Origin of the sequence: Nocardia sp. NPDC056564, from assembly GCF_042793755.1 — a bacterium.
Classification (GTDB): domain Bacteria; phylum Actinomycetota; class Actinomycetes; order Mycobacteriales; family Mycobacteriaceae; genus Nocardia.
Window position 1 is genome coordinate 595,103 of sequence record NZ_JBHTUR010000004.1, and the last position, 23,262, is coordinate 618,364.

Sequence of the window (23,262 nt, forward strand, 5' to 3'; positions counted from 1 at the left end):
CTTGCACGTTCGTCCCCGCCCGGGGAACGGACGGTTTCGTCGCTGCGCTCGCTGACGACGCGCGCGGTGCTGTTCAAGGGCATCGGCGACCTGATCCCGCTGTACGCGCTGTACTCCCTGCTGTTCGCCGACCACGGGCTGAGCACCGGGCAGATCTCCTCGCTGTTCGCGATCTGGTCGACCACCGCGTTCCTGCTCGAGGTGCCGTCCGGCGCGTGGGCGGACACGGTGTCGCGCCGCGCGCTCCTGGTGCTCAGCGGTGTTCTGCTGACCGCCGGATTCGCGCTGTGGACCCTCGTCCCGACCTATCCGGGCTTCGCCCTCGGATTCGTACTGTGGGGCGCCGCAGGCGCTGTGGTGTCCGGCACGTTCGAAGCGCTCCTGTACGACGACCTGGCCGCACGCGGCGAGCCGTCCGCCTACGCCCGCATCCTGGGCTACACCCGCGCGGCCGCGGAAACCGCCATCGTGGTCGGCATCGTCGCCGCCACCCCGCTGTACCTCTGGGGTGGATACGCGCTGATCGGTTGGTCCAGCGTCGGATTCGCCGCGTTGCACACGCTGATCGCGCTGTCGTTCCCCGGTGCGCCGAAGGCGGTATCCGCCGCCGAACTCGATGAACTGGAAGACGATACGCCGACACCGGGCAGACCATCGGCGGACAACGGCATTCCGGCCTCGGATGATCGTGCGGCCGATCCGAATTCGGATGTCATCACTGACGGTCGCGTATCGGCGGTGGGTGATCGAGTGGTAGCGAACGACGCCCACGCGAAGCATCGGAGCGCGACGGGACCGTTCGCGCGCTACCTCGCCATGCTGAAGGCCGGTGTCGGAGAATCGATTCGAGTACGCGCGGTGCGCAACGGCGTGCTGCTCGGCGCGTTGTTGTTCGGCATCACCGCGTTCGACGAGTACTTCGCCCTGCTCGCCGAGTCGGTCGGTGTGCCGACCGCGGTGGTGCCGCTGCTCGTGGGACTCACCGTCCTCGGTTCGCTGGGCGGCTCGGTTCTGGCCGGACGCACCGAGGGCATGTCCGGACGCACCATGGCGCTCGCCGTCGGCCTCGGCGGCGTCCTGTTTCTCGGTGGTGCGCTGATTGCCGGGCTCGCCGGACACCGCCCGAGTGCCGTGTATGTCCTAACCGGCCTCGGTTTCACCGCGATCGGCCTCTCCTACGGGATCGTCTACAACGCCGGTGTCGTCGCGGGCGCCCGGCTGCAAGACGCGATCGAAGGCCCGGCCCGCGCCACCGTCACCTCGGTATCCGGCCTGCTCGGCGAGGTCGTCGCACTGGCCGTGTTCGCCTTCGCCGCCCTCGCCACCACCTGGTGGTCCATGTCCGCCACCCTCGCCGTACTTGGCGCGACGATGCTGCCCATCGCCTTACTGACCCCGGCCTGGCTACCGTCGAGACCCGGCGACTCGAGGACAGCGGAATGAACACCCCAGCCGTTGCCCGGCGGATTGAATGCGCTTGCGTCGAGCGGGACGTGACGGTGCGGCGACTCGGCCGATGTCGCGGTGCGGTCCCGTTCGACGACTAGTCGAGCGGGGTGCCGATGAGATGGCTTGCGGTGAGCAGGAATTGGTCGGTGGAACGATCGATCAGCGTCGCGCGGGTGACCGGGAGCGTGCCGGCCAGCCAGCTGTTGGTGGTCTCCCAGAGCCCGCCGAGCAGATGGGTGGCGGCGAATTCGGCTTGGTCACCGGCCTTTTCGACCACCTCCGCCCCGACCTCGGCCGCGCACACCGCCATCATGATGCCCGCGAACGACCGCATCACCTCGGCCCTGCGCATCAGCAGTGCCGGATTCAGCTGCGCCTCGACGGTCACGATGCGCGCCTTGCGCGGATCGTCGGCGATCAGATCGATGGCCGCGGCGATGGCGGCCCTGGTCTTGGCCCGGATATCGGCCGGCGTCGTGACGAACGCGGTGACCACCGCCTGCCCGATCTCGTCCACGATCCGGTCGAACAACTCGCTGAACACCGCGTCGAGATCGCCGAAGCTCTCGTAGTAATACCGCTCCGACAGCCGCGCCCGCGCGCACAGCCCGGACACGGTCAGCTTGGCGAAACCCGAGGTCCCGATGATGTCCTGGGCGGCGTCGAGCAGCGCGGCACGCCGCCGCGCTTGGCGCTGTTCGATCGGCACGCCGCCGTAGGACCGCGAGGTGGTAGCCATCGGAGTCATTCTGGCATACATCCTTGCCAGATATCCGATTGTGTGGGACGGTCTTGTCAGAATGCTCGACCGCGAACCTCGATCCGACGGGTGAAGTGCAATGGCGCATGACAACCAGAAACTGCCCACTCCGCAGCTGTTCACGGAGTTCCCGTTCAAGTACGCCGTGCCGGTGATGGCGCCGGGCGACCTGAGCTGCACCGCCGCCCAGCGTGATTCGTTCCGCCGATTCACCTCGGTCGGCGATCCGCTCGCCGATGCGATGGTCGCGATGTTCAAGCGGCTGCCGGTCGGCGAGGGACGCCGGATGTTCGAGCTCGCCGTCGAGCGCGGCCTGGACGCCGTGCCGGACGCGCCGCCGGAGCTGACCGCGTTCTTCGCGCAGGTCGAGGCCGATCCATACTGGCTGGACCGGGAGAAGATCGATCGCGGCGCCCGCGTCGTCGGGCGCACCAGCGTGTGGGGCGGCATCGCCATGGGCATGTTCGCCCTGATGGGTGGCTACCTGGCCTCGCGCGCGGACAAGACCCTGGTCGGCACCGGCGACCTCGACGCGATGGCGCCGCGCCGGCTCGCCGAGACCACCCAGTGGTGGCTCGACGTGACGACTCCCGGCGCGCTGCACCGCAATGCGGTCGGTTACCAGAGCGTGCTGCGGGTGCGGTTGATGCACGCGCTGGTGCGCGCGGGGATGAACCGGCGACCCGACTGGGATTACGCGGCCTGGGATCACCCGGTCAACCAGGTGCTCACCGTCGGCACCCTCGGCCTGTTCTCCATGGCGAATCTCGTCGGCGCCCAAGCCCTCGGCCTGCAATTCTCGGCCAAGGAGAAGGACGCGGTCTTCCAGCTGTGGCGCTATGTCGGCTTCCTGCTCGGTGTCGACGCGGAGATCCTGCCGACCTGCGAGAACGACACCTGGCGCGCCTTCTGGATCCTCGCCGACACCGAATTCATCCCCGACGCGGACTCGCAGCGCCTGGCCCAGGCCTTGATCCCCGCCGCGGGCGGCCTGTTCATCGGCGACGACACGGTGGCCCAGCGTGCCGTGCGCCGAGTTATCACCAGCTACCTGGTCGCCTACAGCCGAATCATCCTCGGCCCCAGCAACGCCGACTTCCTCGGCCTCCCCGACAGCCGCTTCTACCAGAGCGCCGTCCTGGCCACCGCGGTACTGAACGGCGCCCTCGAGGTCCCCCGCCGAATCCTCCCCGGCGCCACCCGCTTCCACGAAAACCTGGGCGCCCGCATCCGCACCCGCCTCGTCCGCGGCTCCATCGCCCGCAACGGCGGCGACCGCACCTACGCCCGCCACGACACCTACGCCACCCGCCCCCTCCGCGCCGGCTGACCCGGAGCAAGCCTCCGTGCGCTCGGTGCCGGCACGCAGCCATCGCCACCCACCCAGCCCCGAAGCGGACCCCGCCGCACCACTATTGATTTCCCGCACCGAAAATCGCATGCAATTCTCGGTGCGAGAAATCAACAATGGTGCGGACGTGGCCCACCACCCACTCGGGCCGGGTTTCGGCATCGCGGATCGGAAGTAGTTCTGCCGATTCGTATTTCGGCGGTTTGCCGGTGTGGGAACCTGCGCTTATGCCTATCGAATACGGGGTGTGGATTTCGCGGCTGGTGGTTGGTGTGCTGTTCGGGTTGTCGGCGGCGGGGAAGCTGGCGGATCTGGTCGGGACGCGGAAAGCGGTGGGGGAGTTCGGAGTTCCGATTCGGTGGGTGCCCGCGGTGGGGTGGGCGCTACCGGTTTCGGAGGGGTTGGTCGCGGTCGCGGTGCTGGTGCCGTGGACGGTGGTGCCGGGGGCGGTGCTAGCCGTGCTGTTGCTGGCGCTGTTCACGCTGGCGGTGGCGCGGCTGTTGCGGCGTGGGGAGCGCCCGGCCTGTTCGTGTTTCGGAGCGGTGAGTGCGGAGCCCATCGGGGCGCGGACCCTGGTGCGCAACGGGATTCTGCTGGCACTCGTCCTGCTGGTCGCCTGGGGCGCGATCGCTCATCCCCAGGTGCCGCGCGCGCTGCCCACCGCCGACGCGGTCTGGCTTGCGGTGGCCGCGGTGCTGGTCGCGGCGCTGAGCCGGTTGTGGAGTGAGGTGCGCACGCTGCGCAAGCGGGTCGACCAGCAGGCGTTGTCGACCCTCGGCGCGGAGGGCCTGCCGGTCGGCGCGGTCGCGCCGGAATTCGAGCTGCTCGATGTCGCCGGTGGCCGAACGAGTTTGGCGTCGCTGCTGGCGCGAGGCCGTCAGGTCCTGCTGGTCTTCGTCCATCCCGGATGCGAATTGTGCGCGGCCCTCGCCCGCGAACTGCCGCGCTGGCAGGAACGCACCGCGCCCGCGCTGACCATCGTGGTGGTCGGCAACGGCGACGCCGCCGAACACGCGGAATGGGGTCGCGCGCAGGGCCTCGCCGAGATCCCGGTGCTGGTGCAACAGGGCAACGAGGCGGCCCTGCGCTACCGCGTCCGCGGCACCCCCTCGGCCGTGCTCATCGACGCCGACGGCCGGGTCGCCGCACCCGTCGCCAGGGGTGCGATCGCCGCGAGAGAACTGATCGTGCGGGCGAAAACGGCTGTCCGGCGCTGACCATCCACTGAATCGGGATTCTGGTACGCAACGCCGCGACCGTTACAGCAAAATCGGCCGTTTCCCGGTCGCATACGGAACGGTTCTTTAATTATGTTGCCGCACAATCGATTTCGCCGGAAACTGAACATAGCCGCTGGCTATCATCGAATGGCAAGGCTCCATCGGTCGACCCTTCGAGGTGAAATATCATGGCAGACTTCGCATTCACCGATTACTCCGGCAAAGAATTCGTGGTCAGATTGACCAACGATGCGCGCATCGCGGAAGCGCGCCGCATTCTCTCCGGCGAGGAACAGATGTCGATCCACGTGATGGGTCGCATTCGCAAGCAGTCGGTCGACTACAACCCCGGGTGGAGTTTCCACCTCGACCCGGACACCGTCACCTTCTTCACCATGGCGATCGAGGTCTGCGACGCCAGCATCACCTACGTCGAGGACCACCTCGACGAGGCCTGTGGGGCCTTCCTGCCGGGCTGTTTCTGGTGTCCATGGTCCTCGCGGCTCACCAGGGAGGTCAACGCCTGATCACTGCGGAACGAGCGAATTCCGGGTCGGTGCCGAACGGGACCGACCCGGTCCGATGCGCTCAGAGTTTCCGCGACCGCAATTCATGCCCCTTGGACGTCTTGCACCGTCCCGATTCCAGATCCCATTGCCAGCCGTGCAGATTGCAGGTCAGCGTATTTCCCTCGACCACACCGAATTTCGACAGATCCGCCTTCAGGTGCGGGCAGCGACGCTGAACTTCCCACCCGGCCAATTCGGTCGAGGCGGAATCGTCGTGCGCCTCGGAGAACCAGCCGTCGGCATAGGCGATCCGCTCGTCGGTGAGGCATTTGAAGAAGGTGTAGAGGAATTCGTTGTACCCGCCGATCCGCCACGCCTGGAAGCGGGTGGACAGGAAGATGGTGTTCACCCAGTCGGGTTCGTTGTCCCGCAGCACGGTGCGCACCAGCTCGGGCGGGATGCGGAAACCGTAGCGGTATTTGCCCTCGCCCTCGATGGCGCCGCGGACCACGCGCTTGGGGAAGTCCAGCACCACGGTCTCGTCGCCGATCACCAGCCCGACGGGATAGCCGATGCCGTCGCAGATCAGGTCGCTCTGCGCCATGATCGGCTCGAACAGGGCCTTCAGCGGCTCCAGCAATGGCTCGTCACCGGTTGCCCAGGAAGCCTTTTCGGCAGCCAGCACCGGCGCGAGTCGTTGCGCCATCAACTCGATGTACTCGGCCTTGTTGTCATAGATCAGGCCGGGCTCGAACGGATGGGTCAATTCCAGCTCGGCGCCGCGCACCTCGGCGACGGAACCGGGGATCATCAGGATCCCGCCCTCGTTGCCGTGGATCCGCATCTGGTCCAGGAACACCATCTGATCCGGGAAGATGTTGCCCTCGTCGCCGCGATCGTCGTTCAGATAGCGCAGTTCGTCGTCCAGGAACACCGGCGGCCCGGCCGACGGCACCACCCAGGTGGCCCCGACCTGCTCGATGTAGCTGCGGCAGCGGTCCATGCCGCGCTGGCGCTTCTGCTTGCCGAAGTTCGATTTGGTCCGGCTCGGGATGTCGTAGACCATCGGGTACCAGATCGCGCCCGAGTACTGCAGCAGGTGGATGTCGATGTGGCCGAACGAGTCGTGCAGCACATCCATGTCGACCGGGCGGGCGTCGTTCATGTTGAAGCACGTGGTCTCGCCGTCGGAGACGACCAGCCCGGAGTCGCCGATCGGCCCGTCGGCCGGCGCGCGCAACGCGATGATCATGATGTCCAGCTCGGCGCCGTTATTGCTGATCGTGTGCTTGACCGAGTCCTCGGTCTCGAAGAACCGGTGGAAGCCGAGCCGCTCGAGCTCGCGCTTCAGATCCGGCACCGGGTAGTCCGGCAGCAGCACGGTCGCGTCCTTGTTGACGTGCTTGGCCAGGTTCTCCGCGTCGAAGTGGTCGCGGTGCAGGTGCGAGACGTAGAGGAAGTCGCAATTCCCCAGCTCGTCCCAGTCCAGCTGGGTGTTGTCCGGAAACGGGAACCACGACGCGAAGTACGCGGGGTTGACCCAGGGGTCGCAAAGGATCGACCCCGCCGCGGTGCGGATGTGGAATCCGGCGTGTCCGACGCTGGTGATCTGCACGAGCTGCTCCTCCTACCGTTACCAGCCACCCAGGGTAATGGCTCGGGTCGAACCGGCGCCGCTCGCGGTGCTTACGGAGAAACGTCGCCGATGCAGTAGCCCTGCGGGCCGTCGGTCAGGGTGAAGGTGCGGGTCTTGGTGACACCGGCGGAATTGGTCACCGGAACCTCGACGGCCAGGTAGTCCCCGCGCAGCGGCTCGGAGCTGATCTCCTGGTCGGCGAACTTGGTGGCGCCGGTCAGCTTGCCCGGGTTGCCGGCCAGCGGCGCGGCGATCGCCTTGCCGGTGCCGGTCGGATCCCAGGTCGCCGGGGACGCCTTGCAGACCAGCGGGTAGGCGCCCTCCTTGTCGGCGGCGTCGAGCGGTGTGCCGACGAAGCGGGCCAGGTAGCGCCGCACCGTGTGCCTGGCGTCGGCCTCGTTGTACTCGATGTCCGCGCCCGCCGTGGCGACCCGGGGGCAGGCGTAGCCGGTGTCGAGCGCGGCCCGGTCGACCGCGACGGTGGTGCTGCGGGTCTTCCAGGTGATGGCGTCCTTGGTGGCGGTGCCGGGCTGGGCGAGCGCGGCCAGGATGGGCTGGTCGTCGGCGTACATCTCGGCCACGTTCCGCGGCGCGATGGTCCAGCACTTGGCCTGCAACTGCGCGACGGTGCCGGTCTTCAGGTCCGTGACCCAACGCTGCACGGCGGCAGGCACTTCGGTGACCGTGCCGGTGGTGGGCGCGGCGGCGACCGTGGCGGACGTCGGCGGAACCAGCTGAGCAGACGGCACCGCGGCGGGCGGAGTCTTGCTCGTGGCCACGACCGCGGCAGGCTCATCCTCCGGGATGCCGACCACGGAATCGCAGCCGGTCAGTACGAACGCCCCGGCGATCGCGAAGCCGCCGATCACCACTCGTCGAATGTGCGACGCGGACCGGTCGCGTCCAGATGAATTCGGACGGGCGCATTCCACTTCGACGATCCTCTTCTCTACTGCGTGCGACGGGCCGTCCCGGACCCGGTGCGACCCGCAAAGCAGTGGCCCACTGCCGGATGGGACAGTCAGCGACTACGCTAGCGGAATTGTGGAACCCGTCTACCGGACGATCATCGGCCTTGCCCGTACCGTCTTCTTCGTCGAAGGCCTGAAGTTCACCGTCAAGGGCGCTGAACACATCCCCGCGCGGGGTGGTGCCGTGCTCGCGGTCAACCACACCGGGTACATGGACTTCACCTACGCGGGGCTGCCGGTGCGCACCCCCAAGCGCTACATCCGGTTCATGGCCAAGAAAGAGGTCTTCGACGACAAGATCTCCGGCCCGATCATGCGCGTGCTCAAGCACATTCCGGTCGACCGGGGCGCGGGTGCGGACTCCTACAAGGCCGCCGTCGAATACCTGCAACGCGGCGAGCTGGTCGGCGTGTACCCCGAGGCGACGATCAGCCGCAGCTTCGAGATCAAGGACTTCAAGTCCGGCGCCGCGCGGATGGCCATCGAGTCCGGCGTGCCGATCATCCCGATCGTCATCTGGGGCGCGCAGCGGGTGTGGACCAAGGGCTTCCCGAAGCGTCTGGGCCGCACCAACACCCCGATCTCCATCGCCGTCGGCGCGCCGATCGCCCCGTTCGAGCCCGCGTCCGAGTTGACCGCGAAACTCCGCACGACCATGCAGGAGATGCTGCTCGACCTGCAGCAGGACTACACCCACGAGCCCGGCGCGTACTGGGTACCGGCTCGGCTCGGCGGCAGCGCTCCTACCCTGGAGGAGGCCGACGCGCTCGACGCCGCCGAGGCCGCGGAAAAGGCCGCGCGAAAGAAGACGGCCTCGTAACAGCGGAGATTCGGATGGCTCGGGAACCGGTTTACGACCTCCTCACCGGCTTGGTGCGCACCATCTTCACGGTGCAGGGACTGCGGATCGACATCGCCGGTCAGCACCGGATCCCGAGTTCGGGCGGCGCGGTGCTGGCCGTGAATCACACCGCGTACCTGGACTTCATGGAGGTCGGCCTGGTCGGGCGCAAGTCCGGCCGCAATGTCAGGTACATGATGAAGGCCGAGCTCGAGCACGGCATCGTCGGCTTCCTGATGAAGCACTGCAAGGCGATCGGCGTCGACCGCACCGCGGGCGCCGAATCCTATGGCCGCGCCGTGCACGCCCTGCGCGACGGCGAACTCGTCGTGGTCTATCCCGAGGCGACCATCAGCCGCAGCTTCGAGCTGAAGGACTTCAAATCCGGCGCCGCGCGCATGGCCATCGAAGCAGGCGTCCCGATCATCCCCCTGGCCATCTGGGGCGCGCACCGCGTCTGGACCAAGGACATCCCGAAACAGCTCGGCAGGCACAACTTCCCGATCAACATCCGCATCGGCGAACCCATCCCGCCCGCCGAATCCCCGGACGCCCTCACCGCCACCCTCCGCACCGCCATGAGCGACCTCCTCACCCAGGCCCAGCAGGACTACCCCATGGAACCTGGCGCCCGCTGGGTCCCCGCCCGCCTTGGCGGCACCGCCCCCACCCTCGCCGAAGCCGCCATCCTCGAACAGGAAGAACTGGCCCGCCGCCGAGCCAAGTCCCAACCCCCGAACCCCTGATCGCTGAGCGGGACATAGCTGCGCGAAACATCGAGTGGACGCTCCATGAGGTCCCGCTCGATCACCGGACGGGACGGTGTAGTGGCCGTTGGGTTGCTGGCGCAGTTAGATGCGGTCCAGTGGGCGGCAGGGAGACGGGGTGGGGACCGCGCCGCGGAGGAACGAGCGTGGCGGGACGCCCATGAGGGTGCGGAAGTCGGCGGTCAGGTGGGATTGGTCGAAGTAGCCGTTGTCCGCGGCGAGCTGCGCGAGGGATGTCTTGGGCTCGTCATCGCTTGTGCTGAAGGGTGATTGCGCCAGCGGTGTGCTTCGCACCTGGGTCAAGACGCGGCGTACCCGATCGATGCGCGCGAAATGCTTGGGGGAGACGCCGATTCCGGCGGTGAACAGGTTGCGGAGCTGGCGTTCGCTGACCGCGACGTCGGCCGCCAGCGCACGCATGGAGCGTCCGTTCGGATCCGCCGACAGCGCGGCGACCGCCGAGCGGAGTACCTCGCGTTGCGCGCGACGGGTGGCATCCTCGGAAACGCGTTGCGGCAGTGTGTCTTCGAGGAACTCGAAGATGTCTTCGGCGCTCAGCTCGACCAGCGCGGCGGCGAGATCGGCGGCGACGCCGGGCAGGTCGGCGAGCCGGACGACCCGATCGGTGAGCGCCGCCGCGGGGACGCCAAGCAGCGGCCGGGCCGCACCGTGCGCCAACCGCAGCCGCAGGCAGGACGCGGGTTTGCTCGGATGCGAGTAGAGCGCCTTGGTCTGCGGTCCGATGACCAGGGCCACGCGCGGCGCGCCCGGCTGCGCGCGCAGCACGATCGTGGTCGCGGCCTGCGGGACGTGTGCGAACGATTCGGCCAGGTCCCGGACGGTCGGGATGCGGCCCAGCTCGGTGAACCACGGCCGCAGCGATTCGGGTACGGGGACCGTCGCCTCGACGAGGTCGGCGGTGACGACGGGCACCGGGCGCGGCATGGCGGTCACCGAATCCACTGTAAGCATTCTGCGGCGCCGCGGTTGTGCCGAAATCTCCTAGAGAACGCGATGGTCCGCGCGGCAGCGTGGCTTGCATGATTCTGATCACCGGTGCCACGGGCACCATCGGCAGCGAAATCGTCCGGCAGTTGGCGGCGCGCGGCGAACAGGTCCGGGCGCTCACCCGCGACCCGGCCCGGGCGCAACTGCCCGCGGGTGTCGAGGTGGTGCGCGGCGACTACCACGATCCGGCCTCGATCACGGCGGCGGCGACCGGCGTGGACGCCGCGTTCATCGTCGGCGTGCTCGGCCCGGAATACGTCGATGCCGACCGCACGCTGATCATCACCGCGCGCGACGCCGGCGTCCGCCGCATCGTGAAGCTCTCCGCCATCGGCACCGGCGAAGACCGGGTCGGCCGGGTCGGCGCCTGGCATCTGCCCGGCGAGCGGGCGGTGCGGGCCAGCGGCGTCGAATGGACCATCCTGCGCCCGAGCTCCTTCGCCTCGAACACCCTGAGCTGGGCCGACGCGATCCGCAACGGCCAGCCCGTGCCCAGCATGACCGGCACCGGCCAGCAGGGCGTCATCGATCCGCGCGACGTCTCCGCGGTCGCGGTGGCGGCCTTGCTCTCGTCCGGCCATGCGGGCCGCATCTACACCCTGACCGGCCCCGAACTGCTGACCAGCGCGGATCAGGCGGCCGTGCTCGCCGAGGTGCTCGGCCAACCGCTGGAGGTCGTCGATGTGCCGAACGAGGCGGCCCGCGACCACATGCGCGCCGCCGGGCGGTCGGAGGAGTTCATCGACGGCGCCCTCGCCGGGCAGGAATACATCCGTTCCGGTGGCAACGCGGTCGTCACCGACGATCTCCGCCGAGCCCTCGGCCGCGCACCCCGGACCTACGCCGAGTGGGCCGCCGATCACGCCGCGCTGTTCCGCCCGGCGCCGGCCGGTGCGGCTCGCGGCCGGGGAACCATCGCGTAGTCACCGGCTGTGAATCGGCTGGCAATTGCGCGGGAGGTTGCCGAGAGTCCGGCCCGGGCCATTGTGGAGTGCTGTTGGGCGGCAGTAACTTTCGCTTGCTGATCACTGGCTCGATGGAAGGTCGAATTCATGCTCGCTCTGCTTGCCCTCTTGGGTGTGACCGGTAGCGCCGCCGCGGCGTGGGGCACGGGAAGTGCCGCCATGGCACTGGGGAACAGCGGCATCTTGCGCTAGCAACGCCGAACGGGACGGCACCGGTGGGTGCCGTCCCGTCGGGTTTCCGGGCTACTGCGCGGTGGAGCGGAAGGTGCGCAGGCGCAGGCTGTTGCTGACCACGAAGACCGAGGAGAACGCCATGGCGGCGCCCGCGAGCATCGGATTCAGCAGGCCGGCCATGGCCAGCGGGATCGCGGCGACGTTGTAGGCGAAGGCCCAGAACAGGTTGCCCTTGATCGTGCCGAGGGTCCGGCGGGCCAGCCGGATCGCATCGACCGCGGCCCGCAGATCGCCGCGCACCAGGGTGAGATCGCTGGCCTCGATGGCCACGTCGGTGCCGGTGCCCATGGCCAAGCCGAGGTCGGCCTGGGCCAGCGCCGCGGCGTCGTTGACGCCGTCGCCGATCATCGCCACGACCTTGCCCTCGGCCTGCAGCCGTTTGATCGTGTCCACCTTGTCCTGCGGCAGCACCTCCGCGATCACCTCGTCGATGCCGACCTGCGTGGCGATCGCCGCGGCCGCCGCCGCGTTGTCGCCGGTCAGCATGATCGGGGTCAGGCCGAGCGCCCGCAGCTGCGAGATCGCCTGTGCCGAAGTCGGTTTCACCGCATCGGCGACCACGAGCACGCCGCGCGCCCTGCCGTCCCAACCCACCGCCACCGCGGTCTTGCCGTCGGCCTCGGCAGTTCGCATGGCGCGCTCCAGCTCGGCGTCCAACCGCTGTGCCCAGTCGGCGAGCAGCCGGGCCCGGCCGACGACCACCGCGTGCCCGTCCACCACGCCCTGCACCCCGAGGCCCTCGATATTCGCGAAGCCCTCGACCGGGTGCAGCGCACCGACCCTTTCGCGGGCACCCTTGGCGATCGCCTGCGCGATCGGGTGCTCGGACGAATCCTCCAGCGCCCCAGCGAGAGCGAGCACCTGGTCGGCGTTTTCGCCTTCGGCCGCGACGACATCCAGCAGCGTCATCCGGCCGGTGGTGACGGTGCCGGTCTTGTCCAGCACCACGGTGTCCACCCGCCTGGTCGATTCCAGCACCTCCGGCCCCTTGATCAGGATGCCGAGCTGCGCGCCGCGACCGGTGCCGACCATCAGCGCGGTCGGTGTGGCCAGCCCGAGGGCGCACGGGCAGGCGATGATCAGCACCGCGACCGCGGCGGTGAACGCCGCCGCGACCGAACCGCCGGTGCCGAGCCAGAAGCCGAGCGTCGCTATCGACAGCGCGATCACGATCGGCACGAAATAGCCGGAGATCTGATCGGCCAGCCGCTGGGCCTGCGCCTTTCCGGTCTGCGCGTCCTCGACCAGCTTCGCCATCTGCGCGAGCTGAGTGTCCGAGCCGATCCGGGTGGCGCGCACCACGATCCGGCCGCCGACGTTCACCGTGGCGCCGACCACCGCGTCCTCGGTCCCGACCTCCACCGGCACGGACTCACCGGTCAGCATCGACGCGTCGACCGCCGACGAACCCTCCACCACCACGCCGTCGGTGGCGATCTTCTCCCCGGGACGAACCACGAACCGATCGCCGACGGCCAACTGCTCCACCGGGATCCGCCGTTCGGTCCCGTCGCGCAGCACCGAGACCTCCTTCGCGCCGAGCTCGAGCAGCGCCCGCAGGGCCGCACCGGCCCGCCGCTTGGACCGCGCCTCGAAGTAGCGCCCGGCCAGGATGAACGTCGTAACGCCCGCCGCGGCCTCCAGGTAGATGCTGCCGGTGCCGTCCATCCGGGAGATGGTGAACTCGAACGGGTGCTTCATCCCCGGCATGCCCGCGGTGCCCCAGAACAGGGCGTACAGCGACCAGCCGAGCGCCGCGAGGGTACCCATCGACACCAGCGTGTCCATGGTGGCGGTGCCGTGGCGCAGGTTGGTCAGCGCGGCCCGGTGGAACGGCAGCGCGCCCCACACCACGACCGGCGCGGCCAGCGTGAGCGAGAGCCACTGCCAGTTGGTGAACTGCACCGCGGGAATCATCGCCATCGCGATCACCGGCAGGGTCAGCACCAGCGAGACCAGCAGCCGGGTGCGCAGCGCGGCGGTCGGATCGACCTCGGCCGCAACGGTTTCCGCGGTCTTCGGGGTGGGCAGCGTCGCGCTGTAGCCGGCCTGCTCGACCGTGGCGATCAGATCCGCGGGCGAGACATCGCCGGTGACGTCGACCCTGGCCTTCTCCGTGGCATAGTTCACCGTCGCGGTGACACCGTCGAGCTTGTTCAGCTTCTTCTCGATGCGATTGGCGCAGGACGCGCAGGTCATGCCGCCGATCACCAGTTCGACCTGCCCGATGCCGGGTGGTTGTGCCGTGGTGGTCATCGTGTGCTCCGTTCTGTGCGGCACGGTAGTGGAGATTCAGCCGGCGTGGGGGCGACCGGCGCGCTTCAGTGGGTGTGCGCCGGTGCCGGTGCGCCGTGGCCGGCGTGGGCCGGCTCGGGGGCGGGGGTACCGCCGTGGTCGCCGTGGTTCACCGGGTCGGCCGCCGCGGTGCCCTGGCCGACGGTCAGGGTGAACTCGGCGGTGCGGACCACGCCCCCGTGCTGGAAGTCGAGGAACAACCGGTAGTCGCCCGCGCTGGGCGCGGTGACGTAGAAGGTGATGCCGGGACCGGCCGGGGTGACGCCGTCACCGGGGTGGCCGTCCGGGTGTACGTGCAGGTAGGCGAGGTCGGCGGTGCGCAGCGCGACCAGGTGACCGTACGCCGCCAGGTAGGGCTCCAGGTCGGTGACCGGCTTGCCGTCGCGGCTCACCGACAGCGTGACCTTCGAGGCCTGCCCGGCGGCGACGGCGCCGTCCAGGGTGACGGTGTAGCCGCCGACCGTGGCGGTGGTCGACGCGCGCGGCAGCGGCTGCGGGTCGTAGTTGCCCGCGACCCGCAGATCCGCGCCGAGGGTCAGATTCGCGCCGCCCTCCGGGATGAAATCGGCGAACACCCGGTAGTCCCCGGCGCGGGTGAGATCCAGTGGGACGCTCCAGGTTCCGTCGGCGGCGCGGACCGGATGCACGTGCTGGAACGCGACCATGTCGCGCCGGACCACGATCAGGTGCAGGTCCTTGTCGTGGTTGCGCTGGTATCGGGTGACCGGTGTGCCGTCCTGATCCAGGATGCGGAACCGCAGCGGAACATTCGGCGCCGCCGTGGTGAGCGCGGTGTCGAGGCGCAGGGTGTAGCCGTTCTCGGTGGCCATCATTCCTCCAGGTGCGTGGTCGGACGGGGCAGCGGGCCCATCCGTGTGAGCGGGTGATTCGGGGGCGGCGGGATCGGGGCCGATCACCGCGCCGGTAGCGAGGGCAATGCCGAAGACGGCGGCCAGGCCGAGGGTGAAACCGGCGAACTTGGTGGTTGCGTTCATCGGATGCTCCGTTTCTTTCCTGTAGCTACCATACCCCCCTAGGGTACTCAGTCAAGAACTTGTTCGGCGGTGATCGGAGTGCGCCTGGTCACAGCCGTGCCGCGGCACGAAAAAGGCCACCGCCCTTGGGCGATGGCCTTTCGATGCCGCGCGGAGATCAGCCCGCGTGCAGGTGACGGGCGGTGGGGGAGGATTCGGTGGCGGACGGGTCCGGATGGGTACCGAAGAGGCGGTCCGCGGTGCCGGATGTGGTGACGGTGAACCAGTAGTGCTCGTTCTTGTAGTGGTGGTGGCGATGGTTGCGCCAGACCGCGCGGTAGAGCGAGTGCTTCGGCTTGTAGTCGGTGTGGATGAGGTAGTGGGTCCACTCGTAGCCGAGGCCGAGGATCGTGATGGTGAGCAGGAAGGTCAGGCCGAGGCCGAGCCGGGGGAACGCGAACACGCCCAGCGCGATCAGGACGACCACCAGCACCGACAGGGTCTTGGTCGGGATGAAGATCAGCGGGATGTCGCGCGGATCGACATGGTGCTCACGGTGTTTGCGGGCCAGCTCGCTGTCGATCGCGATCGGCCCGAGTTGCCTGGGCCGCCAATGCAACACGGTGACGTGCACGATCCATTCGAAGACCGGGAACACCGCGAGCATCGCCGCGGGCACCAGCGCGTCGGTCAATTGCCAGTCGCCCACCAGGATCCGGCCGGCCAGCGCCGCGATCAACGTGAGGCCGATCAACCACGGCGAGGGATGGCGGAGGAATTCGCGCAGGGCCGCGCCGAGGGTGAGGCCGCGGCGCAGTGCTCGTTCGTCGTTGCGCACCCGGGAACGGGTGTTGCGCTCGACCGAGTCCTGCTCGGCGGAATGGGGTTTCGTCATCGTGATTCCTAGGTGAAACGTGATCAGCGTCCGCCGAGGATGCCGATCAGTGCGGTGGTCGCCGGCTCGAGCAACGCCCTGGCGATGTCGGCGGCGTCTTGAGGCCGGCCCGCCATGATGGCGGCGGCCAGTGCGCGGTAGGCCTCGACATTGCCCACCTCGGCGGACATGACCGGGGCCAGCGCCACGAGGGCCGGTTCGTAGGCGGCGCGCAGCATGTTGAACATCAGCCGGAACACGATCGAGTCGGCCGCGTCGACCACGTGATCCCAGAACTCCAGCGCGTGCCGCTGCCGCACCACCGGATCCTGTTCCGCGGCAAGCGCGTCCACGCTGCCGGTCAGCGCCGCGCCGACCGCGGCGGACTCCGTCGCGCCCAACCGGACGGCGGCCAGTTCGGCCACCTTCGGCGCGTTGTGCAGGCGGGTCTCCAAGATGCTGCGCGCCACCGCCGGATCCAGTTCGCCGGCCTGCACCAGCAGTCGCGGCAAAACCTCCAGCCCGGCCCCGCGCCGGTAGTCCAGCACGGTCGTCGCGTCCCCCTGCCGCACCGCGACCAGCCCGGCCGCCGCCAGCCGCTGCAACGCCTCGCGCACCGCGGGGCGCGACACCCCCAGCGCCTCGGCCAGTTGCCGCTCGCTGGGCAACGTCGTTCCCGGGGCCAGCTCCCCGCTCAACACATCCGCCGCGATCTGTTCGAAAACGTCTCCCGACACCGACCGCTTGATCACTGGTTGCAAGGCCATGCTCCCACTCTGCGCTCGAATAGGTCAGGAGGTCAAGTGGTCAGACCAATTCGTGATCGGGTGACCTAGATCTCGGAAATTGACATAGGCGCGGGACCCACGGCGATCCGTACGGTCGATTCCGGACTCGATCACCAAGGGGAGGCACGGATGGCAAGCATTTCGATACCGCAGCTCTGGGGCGGCGACCTGCCGGCGACATTGGATTTCTACCGCACACTCGGCTACACGGTCACCCGGGAGATGACCCGCCCCTACACCTACGGCGAGGTGCGGCGCGACGGCTTCGAACTGCATTTCGGGCCGACGCCGAAAGACCTCAGCGCCGAGCAGGCGTACATCAGCTGCCTGGTCAAGGTGGACGAAGTGGCCGCCTGGCACGCGGAATTCAGCGCCGCCCTCCGCGCCCGCTACGGCCGGGTGCCCGCCCGCGGCCTACCCCGGATCACCCGATTCCGCCCTGGCCAAACCCGATTCACCGTCGTGGACCCGGTCGGCAACTCGGTCATCTACCTGCAGCACAACATCCCGAAACTGAAATACGGCGGCGCCCAGGAACTCTCCGGCCTCCCCCGAGCCCTCGACAACGCCCGCAACTACCGCGAATTCAAGAACGACGACCCCACCGCCACCCGCATCCTCGAAACCGCCCTACGCCGCCACGCCCCCACCGCCACCCCCACCGACCAGGCCCGCGCCCTAGCCATGCTCGCCGAAATAGCCGCCGCCGCAGAAGATTCCGCCAAAGTAGCCACCCTGATAACCGAAATCGACGCCCTGAACCTAACCCCATCCGACCGAGCCACAGTCGCCGCAGAACTACAAACAGTCACCGACCTACAACACTGGCTACAGCCCTGAACCCGACCCGGGCCGAACGGCCGAGCTCGTGGGATCAAAGGTCAGCTCGGGTCGGAGCCGCGGATGGCGGAGAGCCAGAGGGCGGTGGCGGCGGCTACGGAGGTGGCGGCGAGGAAGGTGGTGAAGGTGCCGGTGTCCACGTATATCCACAGGAGGGCGGCGAAGGGGGCGGCGACGGTGGATTGGGCGTCGAGGAGGAGGCGGCGGCGTAGCCGGGTCGCGGTGGTGGTGAGGGTGGGGGCGTGCGGGTCGGGGAGGGAGGGGTTGTCGATGAGGCGGCCGGGTGGTTCGGTGGTGCGGATGCGGCCTGCGGGGTAGAGGCGGTGGCCGGCGACGTGGATGGTTCGGTCGGTCAGGTCGGCCCTGGATTCGGTCAAAGTCATCAGAGCCGGGTCGAAATAGACCGGGAGCCAACGGGGGCGGCCGGTTTCGCGGATTTCGAGCCAGGAGCGGCTGACCAGCCGATGCTGCTGGCGGACTCGGGAAACGCCAACGGTGCGGGTGGTTCCCGAGGGCCAGTAGGCGAGAAGTCCGCGCGCGACCGCGATTCGATAGCCCGCGTATCCGATGATCCCCAGCGCCACCGTGGCCAACGCCGCCACCTGGTCCAGATCGCCGAACGGCGCCCAGGCGAGGCATACCGCCAGGGCGCCGATCGTCACGCTGATCGGATAGGCCAGGGGGTGGCCCGATCCGAAACTCACTTCAGGAAGCCGACTTTCGTGTAGTCGGCCGACGCGAGGCCGAACGCGCCGTAGTTCGCGAGGTTGTCGCGGACGGCATAGGTGCCCGAAGCCTGGTGCAACGGCACGGAATACCCCTCGGCCCAGATCATCTGGTCGCACTTGTTGGCGAGTTCGATGGCCTTCTGCGGATCCAGTTCCGCGACGGTCTGCTCGATCAGCGCGTTCAACTCCGGGGAGCCGATCCGAGCCTTGTTGCTCTGCAGGTTGTTCGGGTCGTAGGCATAGATCTGCGGCAGCGCGCCGAGCGGGAGAACGCTACCGACCCAGCTGAACTGGGCGATGTCGAAGTTGCCCGGATCGATGACGTTCTTGAACAGGCCGGCGCCGGGCACCGTCTGGATGGTCAGCTTCACGCCGACCTTCGCCAGATTCTGCTGCACGATCTGCGCGGTCTGCACCCACAGGTCCTGCTGGTACATGACATCCCGCAGTTCGAGCTTGCGCCCATCCTTTTCGCGCACATCGCCGTTGAGCTTCCAACCGAGCTCGTCCAGCATCCGGGCGGCCGCGTCCGGGTCGTAGGCGATCGGCGCGGCGTTGTCCTGGTAACCCTTCTGGCCCGCCATGAAAATGTGATTGTTGAGCGGCTTCGGGTTGTCGACCACACCGTTCTGCGCGGCCGTGACCAGCCCCTGCCGGTCGATCGCCTTCGAAATGGCGATGCGCAGCTTGGGGTCCTCGAGCAGCGCGCCGGGCGCGCCGTTGAAGGTCAGGTGTGACCAGCTGGGCTCTGGTGTGCGGCGAATGACGACATTCTTGGCATTGCGTGCGGCAGTGACATTTTCGATGCCGGACATGTACGCGTAGTCGAGCTCGTTGTTCTGCACCGCGGGCAGCGTCGCCGTGCTGTCCAGCACGCTGAAGGTGATCCGGTCCAGCTTCGGCGTCGGACCCCACCACTTCGGATTGCGCCCGAGGGTGATCCGGTTCTGGGCGCGGTCGATCTCGGTGACCACGAACGGGCCCGCACTGACCGCCGGTGCGTTCCGGTCGCGATCGTTGAAAGCCTCCGGGGTGCCGGTGGTTTCCTTCGGATAGAGGTAGCCGAACTGCCCCTTCCATTCCGCGTAGGGCTTGTTGAACGTGACGATCGCCTGCCGGTCGTCGACCCCGCGTTCGACCTTCTCCACCCGCTCGAACCCGCTGGTGCCCGCAATGAGGAACCGGCTGTCCCGGCCGCTCAGCGCCTCCGCCTGCGAGCGCAGATCCGCCCAGGTGATCGGCGAACCATCGGACCACACGGCCTTCGGATTGATCGTGTAGGTGACCTGCTGCGGGCTGGTGCCGGTCAGCTGCACATCGGTGAAGAAGTTGTGATCCACGGTCAGATCACCCGCGGCGTCACTGACGAACGGCGTCGGCATCGTCGGCGCCGCGATCGCCGATCCGTCATCGGTGTTCCCGTCGACGTGCAGGGTGTTGAACGTCTCCGGGAACGCGGACAGCGACAGCCGCAGATTGCCCCCGTCCCGCAGCTCGCTCGGATCCTTCGGATTGATGTCGTTCGTAGTACCGATAGTGCTCGTGCCCGGCGTCACGCCGCCGTTGTCACCACAACCGGACACGATGAGCCCGATGGCGACGCACGGAATCGCGACCCGCGCACTGAGGGAACGAATCCTCATTCGGGGACCTTCCTGTTCATGGAGCGATCGGAACCGTCTACTTCACGAAACCGATTTTGGTGTAGTCGTAGGTCGCCAGGCCCGCCGCACCGAAGTTCGCCAGGTTGGCGCGGACCGCGATATTGCCGGGAGACTGCGTGAGCGGCAGCGAGTGACCTTCCTCGAAGACCTTGCGGTCGACCTGATTGGCCAGCTCGATGGCCTTCTTCGGGTCCAGCTCCGACACCGCCTGCTCGATCAGGCCGTTGAGTTCGGGCGATCCGATCCGGCCGTAGTTGCCCTGCACGTCATCGGGGTTGTAGCCCCAGATCTGGGGGAGGCTGCTGAGCGGGAACGGGTCGCCCACCCAACTCCACTGCCCGACATCGAAGTTGCCCGGAATGATTCCATCGCTGAAGAAGCCGGCGCCCGGTTTGGTCTCGATGTTCAGCTTCACGCCGACCTGCGCGAGGTTCTGCTGGATGATCTGGGCGATCTGGACCCAGACGTCCTGGTTGTACATGACGTCGCGGATCTCCAGCTTGCGGCCGTCCTTTTCCCGGACGTCCCCGTTGAGCTTCCACCCGAGATCATCCAATTCCTTGGCGGCCGCGGTCGGATCGAAGGGCAGGTTGTTCTCCTGGTAGCCCTCCTGGCCGCGTATGTAGATGTGATTGTTCAGCGGCTTCGGGTTCTCCACCAGGCCGTTCTGCGTAGCGGTCGCGATGGCCTGCCGGTCGATGGCCTTCGAAATCGCCACCCGCAGTTTGGCATCAGCGAGAATGGAGCCCGGTGCGCCGTTGAAGGTCAGGTGCGACCATTGATTGCCCGGGGCCCGGCGCAGCACGATGCCCGCGGTGTTCTGCGCGGTCTTCAGCTCATCCCGGCTGGCGATGCCGACGGCGTCGATCTCGTTGTTTTGCAGCGCAGGCAGCTGAGCGGAGTTGTCGAGGGCGCTGAAGGTGATCGTGTCGAGCTTCGGCTTGTCGCCCCACCACTTCGGGTTATGGCCGAGTACCACACGGCCCTGTGCCCGGTCGATGGACTGGACCATGAACGGTCCCGCACTCGGCCCGGGATCCTGAAGCAGGCTCTTGTTGAACGCCTCCGGTGTCGAGGTCACCGATTTGGGGAAGAAGAACGTCGTGCCCGCGAATTGTCCGCGCCAGTCGGCGTAATGCTTCGCGAAGGTGATCACCGCTTGTTTGTCGTCGACACCGCGTTCGACCTTCTCCACCCGGTCGAAGCCCGCGGTGGCGGCGATCAGGAACGACTTGTCCACACCGCTCATCGCGTGTGCTTGTGACTGGATATCCTCCCAGGTGATCGGCGTGCCGTCGGACCAGACCGCCTTGGGGTTGATGGTGTAGGTGACCACCTGTTTCGGTTCGGTACTGGTCAGCTGAATATCGGTGAAGTAATCGGTGTTGACCGAAAGATTAGCCGCCGCATCGGTTTTGAACGCGCGCGGCATGGTCGGGCGCAACAGCGCAGCCGTATCGGCGTCGTTTCCGTCGTTGGTGAGTCCGTTCCAGTTCTGCGGGAGCGCGCCGAGCGCCAGCCGCAGGTTGCCCCCGTCGCGGAGTTCGCTGACATCCTTCGGATTGATGTCGTTGGTGGTTCCGAGCGCGTCGGTGGAACCCGCGGGCGCACTGGTGTCGTCGGAACTGCATCCTGCGGCGACCAACCCGAGGGCGACCAGCGGAATCGCCAATCTAGTTGTCCATGAACGAACACGCATGTTTCGCTCCTTCCCGCAGGAATGCTGCGTAGTTACTTGACGAACCCGATTTTGGTGTAGTCGTAGGAGGCGAGGCCGGCGGCCCCATAATTTGCCAGCTCGGCGCGCACGCCGACGTTGCCCGGCGTTTGGTACAGCGGCAGCGAATGCCCCTCCTCAAAGATCTTTCGATCCACCTCGTTGGCCAGTTCGATCACCTTCTGCGGATCGAGTTCGGAGACGGTCCGTTCGATCAGCGCGTTCAGTTCCGGCGAACCGATCCGGCCGTAGTTGCCCTGCAGGTCGTCGGGGTTGTACGCGAACAGTTGGGCGAGATCGCCGATCGGGAACGCGTCGCCGACGAGGGAGAATTGGGCTACGTCGAAGTTGCCCGGTCGGATGACGTCGGTGAACAGGCCCTGCGCGGGCCTGGTGTCGATGATCAGTTTGACCCCGACCTGGGCCAGGTTCTGCTGCATGATCTGCGCCATCTGGATCCAGCCCTGGCTGTTGAGCATGACGTCGCGGATCTCGAGCTTGCGGCCGTCCTTCTCCCGGAACTCGCCGTTGAGTTTCCAGCCGAGGTCGTCGAGCATCCGCGCGGCCGCGGCAGGGTCGTACGCGATGGGCGCCGAATTATCCTGGTAGCCGACCTGACCCGCCAGGAAGACGTGGCTGTTCAGCGGTTTCGGGTTCTCGATCATGCCGTTGTGGATGGCGGTGACGATGCCCTGCCGGTCGATCGCCTTCGAAACGGCAATGCGCAGTTGGGGATCGGCGAGGATGGAGCCGGGCGCACCGTTGAAGCGTAGATGGCCCCAGAAGTTGCTGGTCGCTCGCCGGATCGCGATGCCTGGGGTGTTCCGCGCCGTCTTCACGTCGTCGAGGGTGCCGAGCCCGACCGCGTCTATCTCGTTGTTCTGCAATGCGGGAATCATCGCGGCAGGATCGAGCACGCTGAAGGTGATGGTGTCGAGTTTCGGGGTGTTACCCCACCATTTCGGGTTGTGGCCGAGGACGACGCGTCGTTGGGTGCGGTCGACGTTCTGCACCAGGAATGGACCAGCAGTGAGGGTGACCCCATCGATCAGGCCCTTGTTGAACGCCTCCGGATCAGCGGTCACCGACTTGGGGAACAGCGATCCCTCCCCGGCGAACTGCCCCTGCCACTCCGCGTACGGCTGCTTGAACGTGATGACCGCCTGCCGGTCGTCGACGCCGCGTTCGATCTTCTCCACGCGGTCGAAGCCGAACGACTGCGCGATCTGGAACCGCTTGTCGGCTCCGCTCAGCGCCAGGCCCTGGGAACGCATGTCCTCCCAGGTGATCGGCGATCCATCGGACCACACCGCCTTCGGGTTGATCGTGTAGGTGACGACCTGTGGCGTGGTGCTGGTCAGCTGGATATCGGTGAAGTAGTCGGTGTCGAGGGCCAGCTTGCCCGCGGCATCGGTCCGATAGGCGCGCGGCATCGCGGGCCGCAGGATGCTGTTGATCGAGGCGTCGTTTCCGTCGATGGACAGCGTGTTCCAGTTCTCCGGGATCGCCGAGGTGGCCAGCCGCAGGTTGCCGCCGTCGCGCAGTTGGTCGCGGTCTTTCGGATTGATGTCGTTGGTCGTGCTCAGCGCGCCGGTCTCACCTCGGGCATGACTGTCGTCGTCGGAACTCGAGCAGCCGCTCACGAGCAAGCCGAGCGTGAGCACGGGAACA

At 67.7% G+C, this 23,262-nt stretch carries 20 protein-coding genes; 8 read left to right on the forward strand and 12 right to left on the reverse strand.

Annotation, left to right across the window (positions count from 1 at the left end; all coding sequences use genetic code 11):
- Positions 1-66: 66 nt before the first annotated feature.
- The gene (locus ACFQ9K_RS14065) at positions 67-1,443 is read left to right on the forward strand and encodes an MFS transporter (protein ID WP_378717008.1); all 1,377 of its coding nucleotides are present in this window, start codon (positions 67-69) and stop codon (positions 1,441-1,443) included.
- Between the two features lie 100 nt (positions 1,444-1,543).
- On the opposite strand, the gene ACFQ9K_RS14070 is transcribed toward ACFQ9K_RS14065, so the two are convergent.
- Entirely contained in the window at positions 1,544-2,188 is a 645-nt protein-coding gene (locus ACFQ9K_RS14070) for a TetR/AcrR family transcriptional regulator (protein ID WP_378717009.1), read from the reverse strand.
- Between the two features lie 100 nt (positions 2,189-2,288).
- On the opposite strand from ACFQ9K_RS14070, the gene ACFQ9K_RS14075 reads away from it, so the two are divergent.
- From ACFQ9K_RS14075 to ACFQ9K_RS14085, 3 genes are all read left to right on the forward strand, one after another.
- Positions 2,289-3,539, forward strand: a complete 1,251-nt coding sequence (locus ACFQ9K_RS14075; protein WP_378717010.1) for an oxygenase MpaB family protein — start codon at positions 2,289-2,291, stop codon at positions 3,537-3,539.
- A gap of 248 nt (positions 3,540-3,787) precedes the next feature.
- Positions 3,788-4,777 carry a peroxiredoxin family protein gene (locus ACFQ9K_RS14080; protein WP_378717012.1) on the forward strand — a complete coding sequence of 330 codons (990 nt, stop codon included), beginning with the start codon at positions 3,788-3,790 and terminating at the stop codon, positions 4,775-4,777.
- A gap of 191 nt (positions 4,778-4,968) precedes the next feature.
- Positions 4,969-5,307 (forward strand): calmodulin, encoded by a 339-nt coding sequence (locus ACFQ9K_RS14085; RefSeq protein WP_378717013.1) that lies wholly within the window; start codon positions 4,969-4,971, stop codon positions 5,305-5,307.
- 61 nt (positions 5,308-5,368) lie between these two features.
- Here ACFQ9K_RS14085 and ACFQ9K_RS14090 read toward each other — a convergent pair whose 3' ends face one another.
- Positions 5,369-6,904, reverse strand: a complete 1,536-nt coding sequence (locus ACFQ9K_RS14090; protein WP_378717014.1) for a Rieske 2Fe-2S domain-containing protein — start codon at positions 6,902-6,904, stop codon at positions 5,369-5,371.
- Between the two features lie 71 nt (positions 6,905-6,975).
- Positions 6,976-7,797, reverse strand: coding sequence for a hypothetical protein (locus ACFQ9K_RS14095; protein WP_378717016.1), 822 nt, complete (start codon positions 7,795-7,797; stop codon positions 6,976-6,978).
- 172 nt (positions 7,798-7,969) lie between these two features.
- On the opposite strand from ACFQ9K_RS14095, the gene ACFQ9K_RS14100 reads away from it, so the two are divergent.
- Both ACFQ9K_RS14100 and ACFQ9K_RS14105 read left to right on the forward strand, forming a co-directional pair.
- Positions 7,970-8,716, forward strand: a complete 747-nt coding sequence (locus tag ACFQ9K_RS14100) for a lysophospholipid acyltransferase family protein (protein WP_378717017.1) — start codon at positions 7,970-7,972, stop codon at positions 8,714-8,716.
- Positions 8,717-8,730: 14 nt separating this feature from the next.
- Positions 8,731-9,483, forward strand: a complete 753-nt coding sequence (locus ACFQ9K_RS14105) for a lysophospholipid acyltransferase family protein (RefSeq protein ID WP_378717018.1) — start codon at positions 8,731-8,733, stop codon at positions 9,481-9,483.
- A 105-nt stretch (positions 9,484-9,588) separates the two neighbouring features.
- Here ACFQ9K_RS14105 and ACFQ9K_RS14110 read toward each other — a convergent pair whose 3' ends face one another.
- Positions 9,589-10,467 (reverse strand): helix-turn-helix domain-containing protein, encoded by an 879-nt coding sequence (locus tag ACFQ9K_RS14110; protein WP_378983181.1) that lies wholly within the window; start codon positions 10,465-10,467, stop codon positions 9,589-9,591.
- Between the two features lie 77 nt (positions 10,468-10,544).
- Here ACFQ9K_RS14110 and ACFQ9K_RS14115 point away from each other — a divergent pair, with 77 nt between their 5' ends.
- Positions 10,545-11,435: an SDR family oxidoreductase gene (locus tag ACFQ9K_RS14115; RefSeq protein WP_378717021.1), complete on the forward strand. Its 891-nt coding sequence runs from the start codon at positions 10,545-10,547 to the stop codon at positions 11,433-11,435.
- Positions 11,436-11,720: 285 nt separating this feature from the next.
- Here the strand turns inward: ACFQ9K_RS14115 and ACFQ9K_RS14120 are convergent, their stop codons facing one another.
- From ACFQ9K_RS14120 to ACFQ9K_RS14135, 4 genes are all read right to left on the reverse strand, one after another.
- Positions 11,721-13,967: a heavy metal translocating P-type ATPase gene (locus tag ACFQ9K_RS14120; protein WP_378717023.1), complete on the reverse strand. Its 2,247-nt coding sequence runs from the start codon at positions 13,965-13,967 to the stop codon at positions 11,721-11,723.
- A 65-nt stretch (positions 13,968-14,032) separates the two neighbouring features.
- Positions 14,033-15,001 (reverse strand): hypothetical protein, encoded by a 969-nt coding sequence (locus ACFQ9K_RS14125; protein WP_378717025.1) that lies wholly within the window; start codon positions 14,999-15,001, stop codon positions 14,033-14,035.
- 157 nt (positions 15,002-15,158) lie between these two features.
- A complete protein-coding gene (locus ACFQ9K_RS14130; protein WP_378717026.1) occupies positions 15,159-15,875 on the reverse strand; it encodes a sterol desaturase family protein in 717 nt (238 codons plus the stop codon).
- Between the two features lie 23 nt (positions 15,876-15,898).
- A complete protein-coding gene (locus tag ACFQ9K_RS14135) occupies positions 15,899-16,621 on the reverse strand; it encodes a FadR/GntR family transcriptional regulator (protein WP_378717028.1) in 723 nt (240 codons plus the stop codon).
- Positions 16,622-16,771: 150 nt separating this feature from the next.
- On the opposite strand from ACFQ9K_RS14135, the gene ACFQ9K_RS14140 reads away from it, so the two are divergent.
- Positions 16,772-17,482 carry a glyoxalase gene (locus tag ACFQ9K_RS14140; protein ID WP_378717029.1) on the forward strand — a complete coding sequence of 237 codons (711 nt, stop codon included), beginning with the start codon at positions 16,772-16,774 and terminating at the stop codon, positions 17,480-17,482.
- A 41-nt stretch (positions 17,483-17,523) separates the two neighbouring features.
- Here the strand turns inward: ACFQ9K_RS14140 and ACFQ9K_RS14145 are convergent, their stop codons facing one another.
- From ACFQ9K_RS14145 to ACFQ9K_RS14160, 4 genes are read right to left on the reverse strand one after another with little or no spacing between them, the layout of a single operon-like run.
- The gene (locus ACFQ9K_RS14145) at positions 17,524-18,186 is read right to left on the reverse strand and encodes a hypothetical protein (protein WP_378717030.1); all 663 of its coding nucleotides are present in this window, start codon (positions 18,184-18,186) and stop codon (positions 17,524-17,526) included.
- Entirely contained in the window at positions 18,183-19,853 is a 1,671-nt protein-coding gene (locus ACFQ9K_RS14150) for an ABC transporter family substrate-binding protein (RefSeq protein ID WP_378717032.1), read from the reverse strand. Before ACFQ9K_RS14150 ends, ACFQ9K_RS14145 begins: the two co-directional genes overlap by 4 nt.
- A gap of 37 nt (positions 19,854-19,890) precedes the next feature.
- Positions 19,891-21,573, reverse strand: coding sequence for an ABC transporter family substrate-binding protein (locus tag ACFQ9K_RS14155; protein ID WP_378717033.1), 1,683 nt, complete (start codon positions 21,571-21,573; stop codon positions 19,891-19,893).
- Positions 21,574-21,605: 32 nt separating this feature from the next.
- Entirely contained in the window at positions 21,606-23,255 is a 1,650-nt protein-coding gene (locus tag ACFQ9K_RS14160) for an ABC transporter family substrate-binding protein (RefSeq protein WP_378717034.1), read from the reverse strand.
- Positions 23,256-23,262: the final 7 nt, after the last annotated feature.